Origin of the sequence: Streptomyces sp. LaBMicrA B280, assembly GCF_049222185.1 — a bacterium.
Taxonomy (GTDB): domain Bacteria; phylum Actinomycetota; class Actinomycetes; order Streptomycetales; family Streptomycetaceae; genus Streptomyces; species Streptomyces murinus.
This window is the reverse complement of record NZ_JBMJCT010000027.1, coordinates 37,380-53,257: the sequence shown is the minus strand read 5'-3', so window position 1 is coordinate 53,257 and position 15,878 is coordinate 37,380. Positions and strand designations below refer to the sequence as shown.

Annotated in this window: 14 protein-coding genes and 1 pseudogene; 6 read left to right on the top strand and 9 right to left on the bottom strand. The window is 74.3% G+C overall.

The features are described 5' to 3' along the window. Positions 1–147 precede the first annotated feature (147 nt). Positions 148–1,383: a cytochrome P450 gene (locus ACLF5H_RS23230; protein WP_421677948.1), complete on the top strand. Its 1,236-nt coding sequence runs from the start codon at positions 148–150 to the stop codon at positions 1,381–1,383. A gap of 17 nt (positions 1,384–1,400) precedes the next feature. Here the strand turns inward: ACLF5H_RS23230 and ACLF5H_RS23225 are convergent, their stop codons facing one another. From ACLF5H_RS23225 to ACLF5H_RS23195, 7 genes and pseudogenes are all read right to left on the bottom strand, one after another. Next, entirely contained in the window at positions 1,401–2,114 is a 714-nt protein-coding gene (locus tag ACLF5H_RS23225) for a YoaK family protein (RefSeq protein WP_421677947.1), read from the bottom strand. Positions 2,115–2,252: 138 nt separating this feature from the next. After that, positions 2,253–2,663, bottom strand: a complete 411-nt coding sequence (locus ACLF5H_RS23220; protein WP_232985435.1) for a transglycosylase SLT domain-containing protein — start codon at positions 2,661–2,663, stop codon at positions 2,253–2,255. A gap of 294 nt (positions 2,664–2,957) precedes the next feature. Further along, complete coding sequence (locus tag ACLF5H_RS23215) at positions 2,958–3,836, bottom strand: ECF transporter S component (RefSeq protein ID WP_421677946.1); 879 nt, start codon at positions 3,834–3,836, stop codon at positions 2,958–2,960. Beyond that, positions 3,833–5,529: pseudogene (locus tag ACLF5H_RS23210) on the bottom strand (ABC transporter ATP-binding protein). Before ACLF5H_RS23210 ends, ACLF5H_RS23215 begins: the two are co-directional and overlap by 4 nt. After that, complete coding sequence (locus tag ACLF5H_RS23205) at positions 5,526–6,614, bottom strand: energy-coupling factor transporter transmembrane component T (RefSeq protein WP_421677945.1); 1,089 nt, start codon at positions 6,612–6,614, stop codon at positions 5,526–5,528. Before ACLF5H_RS23205 ends, ACLF5H_RS23210 begins: the two are co-directional and overlap by 4 nt. Positions 6,615–6,817: 203 nt before the next feature. Then, a complete protein-coding gene (locus tag ACLF5H_RS23200; RefSeq protein ID WP_421677944.1) occupies positions 6,818–7,471 on the bottom strand; it encodes an SCO2322 family protein in 654 nt (217 codons plus the stop codon). Next, a complete protein-coding gene (locus ACLF5H_RS23195) occupies positions 7,468–8,676 on the bottom strand; it encodes a prenyltransferase/squalene oxidase repeat-containing protein (protein ID WP_421677943.1) in 1,209 nt (402 codons plus the stop codon). Before ACLF5H_RS23195 ends, ACLF5H_RS23200 begins: the two co-directional genes overlap by 4 nt. Positions 8,677–9,024: 348 nt before the next feature. On the opposite strand from ACLF5H_RS23195, the gene ACLF5H_RS23190 reads away from it, so the two are divergent. The 5 genes from ACLF5H_RS23190 to ACLF5H_RS23170 all read left to right on the top strand — a co-directional run bounded on the left by ACLF5H_RS23190 (position 9,025) and on the right by ACLF5H_RS23170 (position 14,295). Next, positions 9,025–9,696: a phosphotransferase family protein gene (locus ACLF5H_RS23190; RefSeq protein ID WP_421677942.1), complete on the top strand. Its 672-nt coding sequence runs from the start codon at positions 9,025–9,027 to the stop codon at positions 9,694–9,696. A gap of 204 nt (positions 9,697–9,900) precedes the next feature. Next, positions 9,901–10,446, top strand: coding sequence for a toxin (locus ACLF5H_RS23185; protein WP_421677972.1), 546 nt, complete (start codon positions 9,901–9,903; stop codon positions 10,444–10,446). After that, entirely contained in the window at positions 10,443–11,579 is a 1,137-nt protein-coding gene (locus ACLF5H_RS23180; protein WP_421677941.1) for a DUF6545 domain-containing protein, read from the top strand. The genes ACLF5H_RS23185 and ACLF5H_RS23180 overlap by 4 nt, the downstream gene beginning before the upstream one ends. A 16-nt stretch (positions 11,580–11,595) precedes the next feature. Further along, the gene (locus ACLF5H_RS23175) at positions 11,596–12,777 is read left to right on the top strand and encodes an MAB_1171c family putative transporter (protein WP_421677940.1); all 1,182 of its coding nucleotides are present in this window, start codon (positions 11,596–11,598) and stop codon (positions 12,775–12,777) included. 111 nt (positions 12,778–12,888) lie between these two features. Beyond that, positions 12,889–14,295 carry an NAD(P)/FAD-dependent oxidoreductase gene (locus tag ACLF5H_RS23170; RefSeq protein ID WP_421677939.1) on the top strand — a complete coding sequence of 469 codons (1,407 nt, stop codon included), beginning with the start codon at positions 12,889–12,891 and terminating at the stop codon, positions 14,293–14,295. Here ACLF5H_RS23170 and ACLF5H_RS23165 read toward each other — a convergent pair. Together ACLF5H_RS23165 and ACLF5H_RS23160 are read right to left on the bottom strand one after the other, a co-directional pair. After that, a complete protein-coding gene (locus ACLF5H_RS23165) occupies positions 14,279–14,725 on the bottom strand; it encodes a nuclear transport factor 2 family protein (RefSeq protein WP_421677938.1) in 447 nt (148 codons plus the stop codon). The genes ACLF5H_RS23170 and ACLF5H_RS23165 overlap by 17 nt on opposite strands. 42 nt (positions 14,726–14,767) lie before the next feature. Further along, the gene (locus tag ACLF5H_RS23160) at positions 14,768–15,799 is read right to left on the bottom strand and encodes an MBL fold metallo-hydrolase (protein ID WP_421677937.1); all 1,032 of its coding nucleotides are present in this window, start codon (positions 15,797–15,799) and stop codon (positions 14,768–14,770) included. Between the last annotated feature and the right edge of the window lie 79 nt (positions 15,800–15,878).

Sequence of the window (15,878 nt, the reverse complement as noted above, 5' to 3'; positions counted from 1 at the left end):
AAGTCGCGATCTGCACGAATTCCGCACGGATTGGCCGGACCTCGCCCCTTGCCACTTCTAGAACCCGTTATTACGTTCGGGAGCGACAGCTGATGGTCCGTCAGACATCCTGTCGGACGTCCGCAGAATGGATGGCTGGAGCCGCCGATGCACTGCCCCGCGCTGCCCGACGGGTTCGACTTCACCGACCCCGACCTGCTGCACCACCGTGTGCCCTTGCCGGAGTTCGCCGAGCTGCGCCGCACCGAGCCGGTCCGCTGGATCTCGCAGCCGCACGGCGTCGCCGGATTCGCCGACACCGGCTACTGGGCCGTGACCCGGCACGCGGACGTCAAGCACGTCTCCACGCACCCGGAGCTGTTCTCCTCCTTCCTCAACACCGCCGTCATCCGCTTCAACGAGCACATCTCGCGCGATGCCATCGATGTGCAGCGGCTGATCCTGCTCAACATGGATCCCCCGGAACATACGCGGGTACGGCAGATCGTGCAGCGCGGCTTCACGCCACGCTCGATCCGCGCCCTGGAGGACCGGCTGCGCGCCCGCGCCGAGGCGATCGTCGGCGCGGCCCGCACCCGCACGGGCCCCTTCGACTTCGTCACCGAGGTCGCCTGCGAACTGCCCCTCCAGGCCATCGCCGAGCTGATCGGGGTGCCCCAGGAGGACCGCACAAGGATCTTCGACTGGTCGAACAAGATGATCGCCTACGACGACCCCGAGTACGCCATCACCGAGGAGATCGGCGCCCAGTCCGCGGCCGAGATCATCTCCTACGCGATGAACATGGCCGCCGAACGCAAGCGCTGCCCGGCCCGGGACATCGTCACCACGCTGGTCGCGGCGGAGGACGAGGGCAACCTGAACTCCGACGAGTTCGGCTTCTTCGTGCTGATGCTGGCGGTCGCCGGCAACGAGACGACCCGCAACGCCATCACCCACGGCATGCACGCCTTCCTCACCCACCCCGAGCAGTGGGACCTCTTCAAGCGGGAGCGCCCGGCGACCACGGCCGAGGAGATCGTGCGCTGGGCGACCCCGGTCAACTCCTTCCAGCGCACGGCCACCCAGGACACCGAACTCGGCGGGACGCTCATCAGGAAGGGCGACCGGGTGGGCCTCTTCTACGCCTCCGCCAACCACGACCCGGCCGTCTTCACCGACCCCGGGTCCTTCGACATCACCCGCGACCCCAACCCCCACCTCGGCTTCGGCGGCGGCGGACCCCACTACTGCCTGGGCAAGTCCCTCGCCGTCCTGGAGATCGACCTCATCTTCCACGCCATCGCCGACGCCATGCCGGACCTCAGGCTGGTCGACGCCCCGCGCAGGCTGCGCTCGGCCTGGATCAACGGCATCAAGCAGCTCCAGGTGACCACCGGCTGAGAAGGGTCATCCGGGCCTCACTCCTTGCCGGAGGCGGACACCGCGAGCACCGCCGAGGCGACGGCCGCGATCAGCAGCGGGATGCCCAGGCCATGGTGCAGCACCAGCCACGCGCCGAGGAAGGCGCCGCCGAGCATGGCGATCACCGAGGCGGTACGGCGCGGGGAGCGGTGCCCCGTGCCGTTGCCGAGGCGGGAGTCGGCGGCCAGCCCGGTCAGGGTCATCGTCAGCACCGTGGTCGTCAGATCGGGGACCCCGAGCTTGCGGACCGTCGCGTTGCGCAGGCCCATCGCGAAGGCGGTGAGGGCGATGAGGGCGTAGACCGTGCCGGTGGGGTCCGGCCGGACGAAGGCGGCCACCGCCGACAGCCCCACCAGGACCGCCTCGGCCGCCAGCGTCAGCCGCGCCCAGCGGCGCCGGGACCCGCCGCCCCCGAACCGGGCCGCCACCCGGCCGCCCGCCACCGCGCCGACGAGGAAGCAGCACAGCGAGGTCGCGGTGCGCGGCACCGAGAACCCGGGCGCCCCGGCCGCCGCGAAGCCCAGCACCACCACATTGCCGGTCATGTTCGCGGTGAAGACCCGGCCCAGGCCCAGATAGCTGACGGCGTCGATCAGGCCGCTCACCACGGTCAGGGTGATCAGCACGAGCACCAGCCGCAGCCCGCGCGCCTCCGGGTCCGGCGCGGGCTGCGTGGTCGGGGGTGTCGGGGGTGTCGGTGGTGTCGTCACGGTTCCTCCGGTGCGCCGGACGGACAGGGGCGGGGACCACTTCACCACGTGCCGATCGGCAATGCCCGAAGATCCGCGAAGCACCCTCGCCGAGCGGGGCGAGGGTGCTTCGCGGTGTACCGGCTACCGGGGGCCGGCTCAGTACCAGTGGTTGGTCTGCCAGAAGGACCAGGCCTTGGCGGGGCTGCCGTAGCGGGAGTTCATGTAGTCCAGGCCCCACTTGATCTGGGTGGCCGGGTTGGTCTTCCAGTCGGCGCCCGCGGACGCCATCTTCGAACCCGGCAGCGCCTGGACCAGGCCGTAGGCGCCGGAGGAGGCGTTGGTGGCGCTCGGGTTCCAGCCGCTCTCGTGCTGGACGATCTGGCTGAACGCGTTGAACTGCGCGGCGTCCGGGATCATCTTGTGCGCGATCGCCTGCGCCGAGGAGGCCGAGGCCGGGGCGGCGGCCTGGGCGGGGGCGGCGGACAGCGCCATACCGGCGGTGGCGGCGGCCACGGCGGCGACGGTGAGGGCCTTCTTCGGGGAAGCGATGCGGCGGATGACGGACACGGAGCACCTCTTGCGTCGGGGACGGGGGATCACCGGCCCGAACCCCTGGGGGCCCGTGGTGCCTGGCGACGCCGACCAGATAAGCAGCCCGCAAAATCGTCCGCAATCACCCCTTTTACTAGTTGTGGCCGGATCGAGCAGGAATGGGTGTTCTGTGGCGCAGCTCTCACATCGCAGGTCAGTGGGGGTGCGGGGCGGAACGTATCGGACATAACCCACTACGACCCCGCCTCGTAGGTGAGCTGCGTCATGTGGGGTGCTTCACCGGCCCGCTCACCGCGTGGGTACGGGCCCTCACGCCCCGGGACCGTCGAAGGTGACCGGCGTCTCGAACGCGGCCCGCCGGGTGGCCCGGCGCAGCGCGCGCAGCACCGCGGGGCCGAGCGCGAAGGTCAGCACCACCGTGCACAGGGCCCGGCCCAGGTCCCAGCCGAGGGAGGTGGCCAGGCAGTAGGCGGCGAAGCGGGCCAGATTGGCGGCGACCGAGGCGCCCGGGTGGAAGGAGATGCCCGAGGCGGTGGCGCCCATGAAGGGCCACCCGGCCAGGTTCATGACCGTGCCGTAGGCGAGGGAGGCGAGGAAGCCGTACCCGGCCAGGAGCAGCAGCTCGGCCCGGCCGCGCAGCCGCACCGGGCCCGGCAGCAGTCCCGCGCCCATCGCGAACCAGCCCATCGACAGCATCTGGAACGGCAGCCAGGGCCCGACGCCGCCGGTCAGCAGCGCGGACGCGAACATCGTCACCGAGCCCAGCGCGAAGCCGAAGCCGGGGCCGAGGACGCGGCCGCTGAGCACCAGCAGGAAGAACATCGGCTCGATCCCGGCCGTGCCCGCGCCGATCGGGCGCAGCGCGGCACCGGTGGCGGCGAGCACACCCAGCATCGCGACCGCCTTCGGGCCAAGGTCCGATTCCGAGATCGTCGCCGCGACCACCGCCACGAGCAGGATCAGCAGACCGGCGAACAGCCAGGGGGCGTCCTGGGCGTGCGCGCTGAGCTGGGAGGCGGGCGGCGCGAGGAAGGGCCAGCCGAAGGCGATCACACCGACGGCGGTGACGAGGGCGAGGGCGGCGACGGAACGGGGGCCGAGGCGGACGGCGCGGATGCGCGGGGGCGCGGTGGCGGGTGCGGCGGTGGGTGCGGTGGTGGGTGCGGTGGCCGGTGCGGGCGGGGTCATCCCAGGGCCTCCTGGACCTGGGACACGGTCAGCCACCGCTGGGGAGCGAGGATCTTGGTCACCTGCGGGGCGAAGGAGGGGGACGACACCACGATCTCCGCCGTCGGGCCGTCCGCGATCATCTCGCCCTCGGCGAGCAGCACCACCCGGTGGGCGATCTCCGCGGCCAACTCCACGTCGTGCGTGGCCAGCACGATCGCGTGCCCCTCGGCGGCGAGTTCGCGCAGCGCGGTGACCAGGCGGGCCTTCGCGGCGTAGTCCAGGCCGCGGGTCGGCTCGTCCAGGAGCAGCAGGGGCGGGCGGGCGGTCAGTACGACGGCCAGCGCGAGGGCGAGGCACTGGCCCTCGGAGAGGTCGCGGGGGTGGGTGCCGTCGGCGATCTCGGGGAGGAGCCGGTCCAGGAGGGCGCGGCAGGTGCCGGGGGCCGCTTCGGCGTCCTGGTCGGCGGCGGCGCACTCCGTCGCCACGGTGTCGGCGTACAGGAGGTCCCTCGGTTCCTGGGGGACCAGTCCGACATGGCGGATCAGCTCGCGGGCCGGGGTGCGGTGGGGGGTTCGGCCGCCGACGGTCACCGTGCCGGTGGTGGGTTCGAGGAGGCCGACGAAGGTGTTGAGGAGGGTGGATTTACCCGCGCCGTTACGGCCCATGAGGGCGATGGTCTCGCCGGGGGTGACGGTGAGGTCGATGCGGTGGAGGGCGGTGAGGTGGTCGCGGCGGACGGTGAGGTGGTGGGCGTCGGCGGGGTGGGGCGGTTGGGTTTTGGTGTTCTTGGTACGGCGTTTGAACAGGCGCCCGGTACCGCCGCCGGCCGGGGGCGGGGTCGCTTGCCGGCGCGGGCCGGGTGCCGCGGGGGCGGCCGGGGCCCGGCCGGGGCCGCGGCGGCGAGGCGGTCCCGCAGGCCGGCGGCCTTGCGGCGGGCGTCCCGCACGGTCAGCGGCAGGGGGGACCAGTCGGCCAGGCGGCCCAGGGCGACGACCGGGGGGTGGACCGGGGAGACGGACATGATGTCCGAGGGGGTGCCGGTGACGGGGGGTGCGCCCGGGGTGGGGAGGAGGACGACGCGGTCGGCGTAGTGGATGACGCGTTCGAGGCGGTGCTCGGCCATCAGGACGGTCGTACCGAGGTCGTGCACGAGGCGCTGGAGCACCGCGAGGACCTCCTCGGCGGCGGCGGGGTCCAGCGCGGAGGTCGGTTCGTCGAGGACGAGGACCTGGGGGTGCGGGGTGAGCACGGAGCCGATGGCGACGCGCTGGCGCTGGCCGCCGGAGAGGGTGGCGATGGGCCGGTCGCGCAGCCCCGCGAGGCCCAGCAGATCGAGGGTCTCCTCGACCCGGCGCCGCATCACCTCGGGCGCGAGGCCCAGCGACTCCATGCCGTAGGCGAGTTCGTCCTCGACGGTGTCCGTGACGAAATGGGCGAGCGGATCCTGGCCCACCGTGCCGACGACATCGGCGAGTTCACGGGGCTTGTGGGTACGGGTGTCACGCCCCGCCACGGTCACCCGGCCGCCGAGGGTGCCGCCGGTGAAGTGCGGGACGAGCCCGCTGACCGCACCGAGCACGGTGGACTTGCCGACCCCGGACGGGCCGACGAGCAGCACCAGTTCACCCTCCGGCACCTCGAAGTCGACGTCGCGGACGGTGGGTTCGGGGGCACCGTCGTACGTGACGCTGACCTTCTCGAAGCGGATCACGAGTGCTCCCTCGGGACGACGAAGGCGGGCAGCAGGGCGAGCAGGATCGACGCGGCCGGCCACAGCGGCAGGGCGGGGGCGGTCAGCGGGACCACACCCGGGTGCAGGGCCTCGGGGGCCCGGGACGAGGCGAGCGTCAGCAGCGCGGCCACGGCGGCACCGGAGCCGGTGACCAGCCAGGCGCGGGGGCCCCAGGGGTCGGGCCGGTACCGGGTGCGCAGCGAACGGCGGCCGCCGAGGCGCAGTCCGGCGAGGGCGGCCGCGACCCCGGCGAGCAGCAGCGGGGCGCCGTAGCCGCCGCCCTCGGCGGTGAGCAGCCCGTACGTGCCCGCGCAGACGCCGAGCAGACCGCCGAGGGTGAGGGCGGCGGTCGTGCGGCGGACCCGGGCGGGGACGTCCGCGGTACGGCCGTAGCCGCGGGCCTCCATGGCGGCGGCGAGCGCGACGGAGCGCTCCAACGCCCCCTCCAGGACCGGGAGTCCGACCTGGAGCAGGCCCCGGACGCCCCGGTCAGGGCGGCCGCGCAGCCGACGGGCGGCACGCAGCCGCTGGACGTCGGCGATGAGGTGCGGCGCGAAGGTGAGGGCGACGACGACGGCGACACCGGTCTCGTACAGGGCGCCGGGCAGGGACTTCAGCAGCCGGGAGGGGCTCGCGAGGGCGTTCGCGGCGCCGACGCAGATCAGCAGGGTGGCCAGCTTCAGCCCGTCGTACGCCGCGAAGACGAGCGCCTCCGCGGTGACCTCGCCGCCGAGCCGGATGCCCTGCGCCCAGTGCGGCAGCGGGATCTCCGGGAGGGTGAGGAGGACATGGGTGCCGGGGATCGGGGAGCCGAGGGCCACCGCGAAGACCAGGCGGATGAGCAGCACGGCGAACGCGAGCTTGGCGAACGCGGAGTAGGAACGGGCCCAGGGAGCGGGGGAGCGGTGCGTCGCCACGACGTACGCCGACACGGCGATGAGCAGCGCGAGCAGCAGCGGATTGGTGGTACGGGTCGCCGCAATGCCCAGCGATATCGCCCAGACCCACCACGCCCCGGGATGCACGCGCCCCGAAGGGGCGCGGGGAACTGCGCGCCCGGCCACGGACGGCCCGCGTCCGGGCACGTCGGTCGGGGCAGGACGGTCGCCGCCCCGGCCAGCTCCCGGCCCCGAAGGGGCGCGGGGAACTGCGCGCCCGGCCACGGACGACCCGCGTCCGGGCACGTCGGTCGGGGCAGGACGGCCGCCGCCTTCGACACCCTCCCGCCCATGAGGAACCGCGCGCCCCACCGGCCGATCCGACGGAGTCACCGGCGTCGACGCGACTGCCACACCGCCGCGCCCGCCAGGAGAGCCACGACGCCGGCCCCGATCGGCAGCCCCAGCGACGGGCCGCCGGAGGAGGACGTCCGGTTCTCCGTATGGCCCGGAGTCGTCAGCGGCGCGCTCCCCGACGACACCTGCTCCCCGCACCCCGTGCGCGGATACCCGGAGATCGCGCACAGCAGCGCGTTCGTGTCGTACCGCAGCGGCTTGGCCACCGCGGCCAGCGCCTCCGCGGCGGAGGCCGACGGCGCGACGCGCGCGCACGCCGTGCGCCGGGCCGGCGGGGTCTCACCGGACGGCGCGTCCGCCGGGACGCCGAAGTCGATGACCAGCGCCACCCGCTTCGTGCCCGCCTCGGCGGCCGTGCCGGAACAGATCGTGGCGAAGTCCGCCGTACCGCGCGGCTTGCTCGCGTCGCCGGAGTCGGCGCTCACGGAGAAGCGGAAGCCCTCCACGGCGCCGTCCTCGGGGCGGGCGAGCGAGGGGCCCTGGGTGGCGTACGTCCAGTGGTCGCCGGAGCGTTCCCAGAACGACCAGTAGCGGTACCCGGTGGCCGCCGCCTGCCCGGCGCCCGTGCCGAGCAGCAGGGCGAGCGCGGCCAGCAGCACCGGCACGGCACGGCGGACGGCGGTCACGGCTGCTGCTTCTTGCGGGTGCTGACCAGGAAGCCGATGCCGATGCCCGCGACCAGGCAGATGCCGACGCTCCACCAGACCCCGGCGTGCGAGGTGCCGTCGGACGCCTTGGCCTGCTTCTCGGCGGCCCCCATCCGCGGCTCGGGGCCGAGGGCGTTGAGGGAGGTGACGAGGCTGGTGCCGCCGAAGTCGCCGGGCTGGGCGCCGACGGCGTGCGCGGCGAGGATCAGCTGGGCGTACGCCGCCGGGCCGGTCCGCGCGGCCCAGGGGCCCGCGCTCTTCTCCAGGAAGGCGTACGCCTTCTTCGCCGCCGCGGTCCGTCCGTCGGCGGCGAGGGCGACTACGGTGTCGGCGGTGTTGCCGTAGTCGGGCTGGTCCGTGGCGCCGGGCAGCACGGACATCAGGTGGCCGGTCTTGGCGACCGCGGCCGCCAGGTACGCGCCGCCGTTGTCGGCGAGCTGAGCCGGGGTGGGGTGGCCGGCCTTGGCGCAGGCGTCCGACGCCGGGGCCTTGCCGGTCTCCGCCACGAAGCCCTTGCCGAGCGCGGCGGTCACACCGGCGGCGGTGGCGTCCGCGTTGGCGGCCAGCTTGCCCTTCTTGTCCGGCTGGTAGGCCAGCGCGCCGCCGCCGTCCTGGTCGCAGGGGATCGACCAGGTGGCCAGCGCGTCGTACGGGGACTTGCCGCCCTTGCGGACGCCCGCCGGGTCGGCGCCGGTCGCGGCGAGCGCGCCGACGACGACCGAGGTGGAGTTGGTGTCGCTCGGGCTGCCGGGGTTGTAGCCCCAGCCGCCGTCCTTGTTCTGCACGGACTTCAGCCAGTCCACGGCCTTGGTGACGGCGGCGTCGTGGCCGCCGGTCGCGTGCAGGGCCTGGATCGCGGCGGCCGTGCTGTTGGTGTCCACCATGGTCTTGGCGTCGCAGGACGCGGCGGGGGTGGCGCGGAAGGCGGCGAAGGAGCCGTTCGCGCACTGCTGGCCGGTGAGCCAGTCGACGGCGGCGGTGGCCGGGCGGTAGCCGAGGGTGCGCTGGGCGACGAGGGTGAGCGACTGGCGCCACACACCGTCGTACGTGGGGTCCGACGTGCCGTAGAGACCGGCCGGGACCGATGCCTTGGGGGAAGGGGACGGGCCGGCGGCCACGGCGGGTGCGGCGGCTGCCAGCACGCCTATGGCGGCGAGAGCCGCGGCATTGCGGCGGACGTTCATGGTCGGCGACTGCCTCTCCCTGCGGGGAGCCGGGCAGCGCACGGGAGGGGACCCGGGCGGCTCGACTCCGTATACCTCGACGGTGCCGTGCGCGGCGAGTGGCCGACGCACGCGAGCCGGTCACGTCCGCCCCGGGGGCGTTCCGGCTCACCGGTTCCTGGTGGAACGGCTCACGGATCGGGGTCTCCCCGATCCGAGCGAAGCCGAGGACTGGGGAAGGGTCAGCGCCGGAATTGCACCGGCTTCCCCCCGTACGGGTGTGATGACGACCCCGCCACTTTACCGGCAGCCCCACGGGACCCGGCGAGTGCCCGTGAGCACACCGGGACGGTGATTAGGGTCACGGCCATGACAACACCGGGAAAGCTCCTCGGCTCGGGTCGCACGGCCGACATCTACGAGATCGACGGCGCGTGGGTGCTGCGCCGCGACCGCGAGGGCTGGGGGGACGCGGCGGCCGAGGCGGCCGTGATGACGTACGTACGACGGCACGGCTATCCGGTGCCCCGCGTGCGCCCCACCGGCTCGCGCACCGAGCTGGTCCTGGAGCGGCTGTCCGGCCCGACCCTGCTCGCCGCCCTCGTCGAGGGCCGGGTGGACCCGGCGGAGGCGGGCGCGCTGCTCGCCGGGCTGCTGCGGCGGCTGCACGCCCTGCCCGGGCGGGACCCGGCCGATCCGGGGGCGCGGGTGCTGCACCTGGATCTGCACCCCGACAACGTGATGCTCACCCCGGACGGACCCCGTGTCATCGACTGGTCCAACGCGCGGGACGGGCACCCGGGTCTGGACTGGGGCATGTCCGCGGTCATCCTCGGCCAGGTCGCCGTGGGCTCCACCGGTCTCGCCGGACCGGCCCGCGCCCTGCTCGGCGCGCTGCTCGCCGACCCCTCCCGGCTCACCGAGGAGGGGCTCGTGGAGGCGTTGCGGCGCAGGGCGGAGAATCCGACGATGAGTAGGGAGGAGACGGAACTCCTGGGCGCGGCAGGGGATTTGATACGCGGGGTGACACAACGGGCCTGAGGGCACTTTCGTGTTGGCTGAAAGTAGGGGTGCCGGGCCGGGGCGCGGAGTGGTTGTTTCGGCCAGGGGGCGGGCCGGGCGGTGCCCCGTTGGCGAGGTACGTCGCGTTTGTGTCGGCCGGGCCCCACGGGTGAAGGTGGCCCGAGCGGCGCGGAGTTGGCATATTGCGGTCAGACGTGACCGCTCGCAGCCTCCGGGGGAATGGTGCGGACAACCAGGAAGATGCGCCGGTTCGCCAACGAGCTGATCGACCCCCTGCGCGTGTCGATCCCCGCCGACCCCGGCGATCTGCTGGCCGCCCTGGTCGAATCCGCGATCCGCTGGCGCGGTCGCCCCATCGTCGTCCATCAGGCGAACTTTCCGCCGGGGACCTCCGCGACCGGACTGTGGATCGAGCGCGCCGACCGCGACGACATCGTCATCGAGGCCGACGCCCCGCCCTGGATGAAGCTCGTGATCCTCGGCCACGAGCTGTGGCACATGGCCGACGACGACCCCGCTCACCGCGCCGCGCACACCGAGACCGCGCCCGCGCCCGCCGGGGCCGACGGCACCGTGGCGACCGCCGCCCGCACCCGTTTCCTGGAGGCCGCGGAGCAGCGCGCCGACCTGTTCGGCATGCTGATCGGCGACCGGCTGCGGCCCTGGCTGAAAGCCTCCCCCGACTCCGTGTACGCGGCGCACACCTCCGGCCACGACGACCTCGCCGGACGCATCGGCGCGGCCCTCAACTACCGCGGAGCCAGATGAGCGACCTGATCAACTACGCCAGCTGCGGGCTGCTCTGGCTCGGGCTGCTGACCAAGGCACCCGATCTGGCGCGCCGTTGGCGGGACCCCTTCCTGCTCACCCTCAGCGCCGCGCTGGCCCTCTCCTCGCTGTGCTTCCTGCTCGGCGCCCCCGGCACGGTCGGCTTCGTCAACGACACCAGCGGCGTGCCCAACCTCGCCGCCCCGCTGACGTACGGAACCGTCACCGCGTACGGCGCCGCCTCCCTCGCGCTCGTCATGCGCTGGCGCGGCGGCCCCGGCACCGGGCGCGCGATCCGCCGCTGGACCCTCGGCTACACCGCCGTACTCGCGGGCATCGCCGCCCTGTTCCTGCTCGGCGACGCGGCCGTGGAGCGCCGTACGGACTTCGACACGTACTACGCCACCACGCCGTACATCGCCGAGATGATCGTCCTGTACCTCGGCGCGCATCTGACCGCCGTCGCGTTCACCGCGTGCCGCTCCCTGTCCTGGGCCCGGCAGTTGCGCGGCGCGCTGCGCGCGGGCCTGGTGACGATGGGCGTCGGCAACCTCGTCGGCTGCGGCTACAGCGTGGCCAAACTGCTGGCCGTGGCCGCCCGTTGGTGCGGCCGGGACTGGTCCGTGCTCGCCACGACCTTCCCGGCGGCCTGCGCCGGACTCGGGGCCGCGATCACCGTGGTCGGCATCGTGATCCCGCTGCTCGCCCCCTTCCTGGCCGTCCGGGCGCGCTGCTGGCGGGCGTACGCGCGCCTCGGCCCGCTGGAGCGGACGCTGACCGGGCTGCTCACCCGCGAGAGCCTGCGCGCGCCGCGCCCGCGGTGGCCCTCCGCCACCCGCTGGCTGACCTGGCGGCAGAGCTCCATCTACAACGGACTGCACTACTTGGGGCGCCACTTGGACGAGGGCCTGTACCGGCAGACGTACGCCGAGCGGGTCCGGGCCGGCGCCGACCCGCAGCGGGCGGAGGCCGCCGCGTGGGCCGCCGTCATCGCCGCCGCCGTCCGGGCGCCGTACGAGGAGCGGGCGGACCCGGTCGTACGGCTCGCCGACCGGCCCGACCTCCCGGTGCTGCTGCGCGTCTCCGACGCCCTCGCCGAGGGCAGCGGCGACCGCGCCCTGGCCGTGTGCTGAGGGGGCCCGCCGCACCATGAGCCTGATCGTGTACACGGTGGCGAGCCTGTTCACCGTGACCGCCCTGCTGATCTTCCGCCGACCGCGCCTCGCCCTGCGGGACCCGCTGACCGCCTCCACCTGTGTGTCGATCTTCCTCGGCGGGCTCTGCTTCTTCTGCTCGGCCCCCGTCACCCTGGGCGCGGTCAACGACCTCACCCATGTCCCCAACTTCGGCGCCCCGATGACCTACAGCGTCATCTCCGCCTACAGCGCCTCCCTGCTGATCCTGCTGATCAACTGGCGCGGGGGGCCCGCCGACCGGGTGCGGAGCCAGGTGGTGCGGGTGGCCACCGTGTACAGCCTGACGATCATCGCCGTCATCACGCTGTTCGCGCTCGCCCACGCGCCCGTCGAACGGCTGCGGGACCTCGACACCTACTACGCGAACACGCCGTACATGCGCGAGATGATCGTGCTGTACCTGCTCGGGCACGGCGCCTGCGCGGTGATCACCACCTATGTGTGTCTGCGCTGGTCCCGGGAGGTGACCGGGATCCTGCGGACCGGGCTGCGGCTCATCATGGCGGGCCTGGTCGTGGACGTGCTCGGCTTCGAGTGCGCCAAGTCGACGGCGGTCGTGGCCCGTTGGGCGGGGTACGACCTGGACCGGCTGTCCACCGGGCTCGCCCCGCGCGCCGCCGCGCTGGGCGCCCTGCTGTGCGCGGCGGGCTTCGTGCTGCCCCGGCTGCTGCCCGCGACCCTCGCCCAGTGGCGCAGCATCTGGGACTACCGGGCGCTCGGCCCCCTGTGGGCGGAGCTGCGGGACGTGCCGACCGCGGCCAAACCCGCCCCGCCGCGCTGGCAGTTGCCACGCGGCCGGCTCTACTACCGCGAGCTGCGCATCCTCGACGCGCTGCTCGCCCTCCAGTCCCGCTGCGACGGCCGGGTGCGCGAGACGGCGTACCGGCAGGCCCGCGGCCAGGGCAGCCCGCCGGGCGAGGCGCACTTCATCGCGGCGGCCGCGATGGTCGTGGACGCCGCCCGGCAGGCGGGGCGGCCGCGGCCCCCGCAGAGCCCCGGCCCGGAGGGCGGGTCCCGGCTGCACACCGCGCTCTTCTCCGACACCGGTGAACTGGTGCGGCTGGCAAGGGCGTTGGCCGGATCGCCGATCGTCAGGGCGGCCCGGGAGGGCACGGCACGGACCGCCCGCAGCTGAGGGGGCCCGGGCCGAGGCGCCCGCCCGCCCGGCGCGGGCGCCGCAAGCGATGTCCATGCGCACGTGTCACCGGACGTCCCACCGGACGTCTCACCAGAAGAATGGGGAACCGTGAACGCACGAAGAGCCGTTGTCATCGGGGCCGGTCCGGCCGGTCTGCTCGCCGCCGCCGCGCTCGAGCCCGCCGTGGCCGAGGTCGTCGTACTCGACCACGACGAGCTGCCCGAGGCGCCCCGGCACCGCAGGGGGGTGCCGCAGTCCCGGCACGCCCATCTGCTGATGCCCGGCGGCATGGCGGTGATGGAGGAACTGCTCCCCGGGGCCGACCTGCGCGGGCGGCTGGTGGCGGCCGGGGCCAGGGAGACGGCGCTGAGCTCGGACCTGCTGGCGCTCGGCCCGACGGGCTGGTTCCGGCGCTGGCGGCACCGCACCTTCATCACCATGACCGCGAGCAGGCCGCTGCTCGAATGGGGCGTGCGCCGGGCGGTGCTGGACACGAACCCGCGGGTCACGGTGCGCCGCGCCCGGGTGAGCGGGCTGCGCGGCAGCGCCCGCCGAGTGACCGGCGTACGGCTGGCCGGCATCGGCGGCGGCCCGCCCGAGGACCTGGACGCCGACTGGGTGGTGGACGCGAGCGGCCGGGGCACCCGGCTGCTGCCCTGGCTCGACGTCCTCGGCGTGGGCGGCATCCGCGAGCGCCATGTCGACAGCGGCCTGGCCAACGCCACCCGCGTCTACCGCGTCCCGCCCGGCGCCCCGGACTGGCCGATGACCCTGGTGCAGGCCGACCCTTGGAGCGGGCGGCCCGGCCGCAGCGGCATGATCGTGCCGATCGAGGACGACAGGTGGATGGTCAGCCTCGGCGGGATGCGGGGCAGCGAGCCTCCGAAGGACCCGGACGCCTTCGTCGCCTACGCGCTGAACCTGCCGAGCCCCCTGGTGGGCCGGCTGATCGAGGCCGCCGAGCCGCTCGGCCCGGTGCACGTCAGCCGCAGCACCAGCAACTCCCGCCGGTATCTGGAGGACGCGCGCCGATGGCCGGAGCGCCTGGTGGCGATCGGGGACGCGGCGGCCACGTTCAACCCGATCTACGGGCAGGGCATGTCCGCCGCCGCGCTCGGCGCCCGCGCGCTCGCCCGGGCGGTGCGCGAGCACGGCATCGAGGCGCCGGGGCTGGCCCGGTCGGTGCAGCGGGCGGTGGCCCGGGCGGCACGGGGCGCGTGGACGGCGGCCGTCAGCACCGATGTGCTCTACCCGGGGGTGGAGGGCGGCCGTCCGACGCTCGGGGACCGGCTGGCCGCCGCCTACTCCCGGCGCCTGAACCACGCGGCCACCGGCTCCTACACCGCGGCCTGCGCCCTCTGGGACGTCACCACCCTGCGCACCTCGCCCGCCCGCCTCTTCCACCCCGACGCCCTGCTGCACGCCCTCACCGGCCCCCCGCTGCCCACCCTGCCGGGCCCCCCGCTGACAGCCACCGAACGCGACTTCCTGACCGGCCTCAAACCCTGGGTGTAGGGCCGCCGAAGGGCAGGCGGAGCACCCGGGAGGCGAGCAGCCAGCGCCCGCCGGTGCGGCGGAACCGGTCTTCGTAGTGCCCGATCTGCACCGGCGGCCCGGCGGGCACCAGGCCGCCGGTCCAGCCGTCGACGCGGTGGGTGGAGAAGTACGACACCGCCGTGGCCGTGTCCGGGGAGGCGACCGTGACCAGGACGTTGGACATCAGCCGCCGGGAGAGCCGGTCGGCGGGACGGCCACCGAAGTACTCCCCGAGCGCCGCCCGGCCCCGCACCGCGCGCCCGTCCCCGGGCGGGGGCCACTCCCAGCTGCCGTCCTCGGTGAACAGCTCGGCCACCGCCGCCGGTTCACCGAGGTCGAGGCGGTGGACGAACTCCAGGATCAGGCGCTCACAGGCGCGCTCGGCGAGAAGCCGCTGCACGGGGTCCATGCGCCTGTGTACCAGCCCGAGCGCCCCGCCCGCGAAGGGAATTCACACCGCCGCGTACGTCACCGGATCACTCCCCGGCACCGGCTCCACCCGGCCCTGCTTGAGCAGATGGCGCAGATGGGACTCGGCCTCCGAGACGGCGATGGTGCGGGAGGAGGGCGGGATGTCGGCCCAGGGGCGGTTCCAGCGCATGCGCTCGGCCAGCTGCCAGGGAGTGAGCGGGACGGCGAGCAGGGCGAGGAGACCCCGCAGCCGCTCCTCGTGGTGGTCCAGCAGCTCCCGTACCCGGGCGGGCGCGTCGGTGAAGGCGTGCCGGTGCGCGGGCAGCACCTCCGCGGGGCCGAGGCGGCCGACCCGCTCCAGGGAGTCGAGGTAGTCGCCGAGCGGATCGGTCACGGTCGCGTCCTCGGGATCCTCGTACAGGCCGATGTGCGGGGTGATCCCGGGGAGCATGTGGTCCCCGCTGAACAGCCGCCCCCGGCCCGGGAGTTCGCCCGGATGCTCCTCCTCCAGATGCAGGCAGACATGGCCGGGGGTGTGCCCCGGGGTCCAGATCGCGCGCAGCCGGCGGCCCGGCAGGTCGAGGAGTTCACCGGGGACGATCTCCCGGTCCGGCGGCGCGGGGGAGAACCGGGGCAGCTCCCGCCCGCCCGCCGCGGCCGCCCGCAGCGGCGCCACCTGCTCTCGCGGCGCCCCCGCCGCCGTCAGCTTGGCGGCCATGTACGCGTACCACCGCTCGGGCCGCGCCTCGCGGGTCCTGCGCACGATCGCCGCGTCCGCCGCGTGCATCGCCACCCACGCCCCGGACGCCTCGCGCACCCGCCCGCACAGCCCGTGGTGGTCCGGGTGGTGATGGGTGACGACCACCCCGGTCACCTCCGCCACCCCGGTGCCGCACGCGTCGAGGCCCGCCACCAGGGCGTCCCAGGAGCCGGGGTCGTCCCAGCCGGTGTCGACGAGCACCGGCCCCCGGTCGGTGTCCACCACGTACACCAGCGTGTAGCCCAGCGGGTTGTCCGGGATGGGCACCCGGATCGACCGCACGCCCCCGCCGTGATCGAACGTCCGCGCCATGGTCCGCCCCTTTGCCCGCCGGTCTCCGACCCGACCATTGCCCACTATTACTGGAACTGATATCAGTTCTGATGCATCG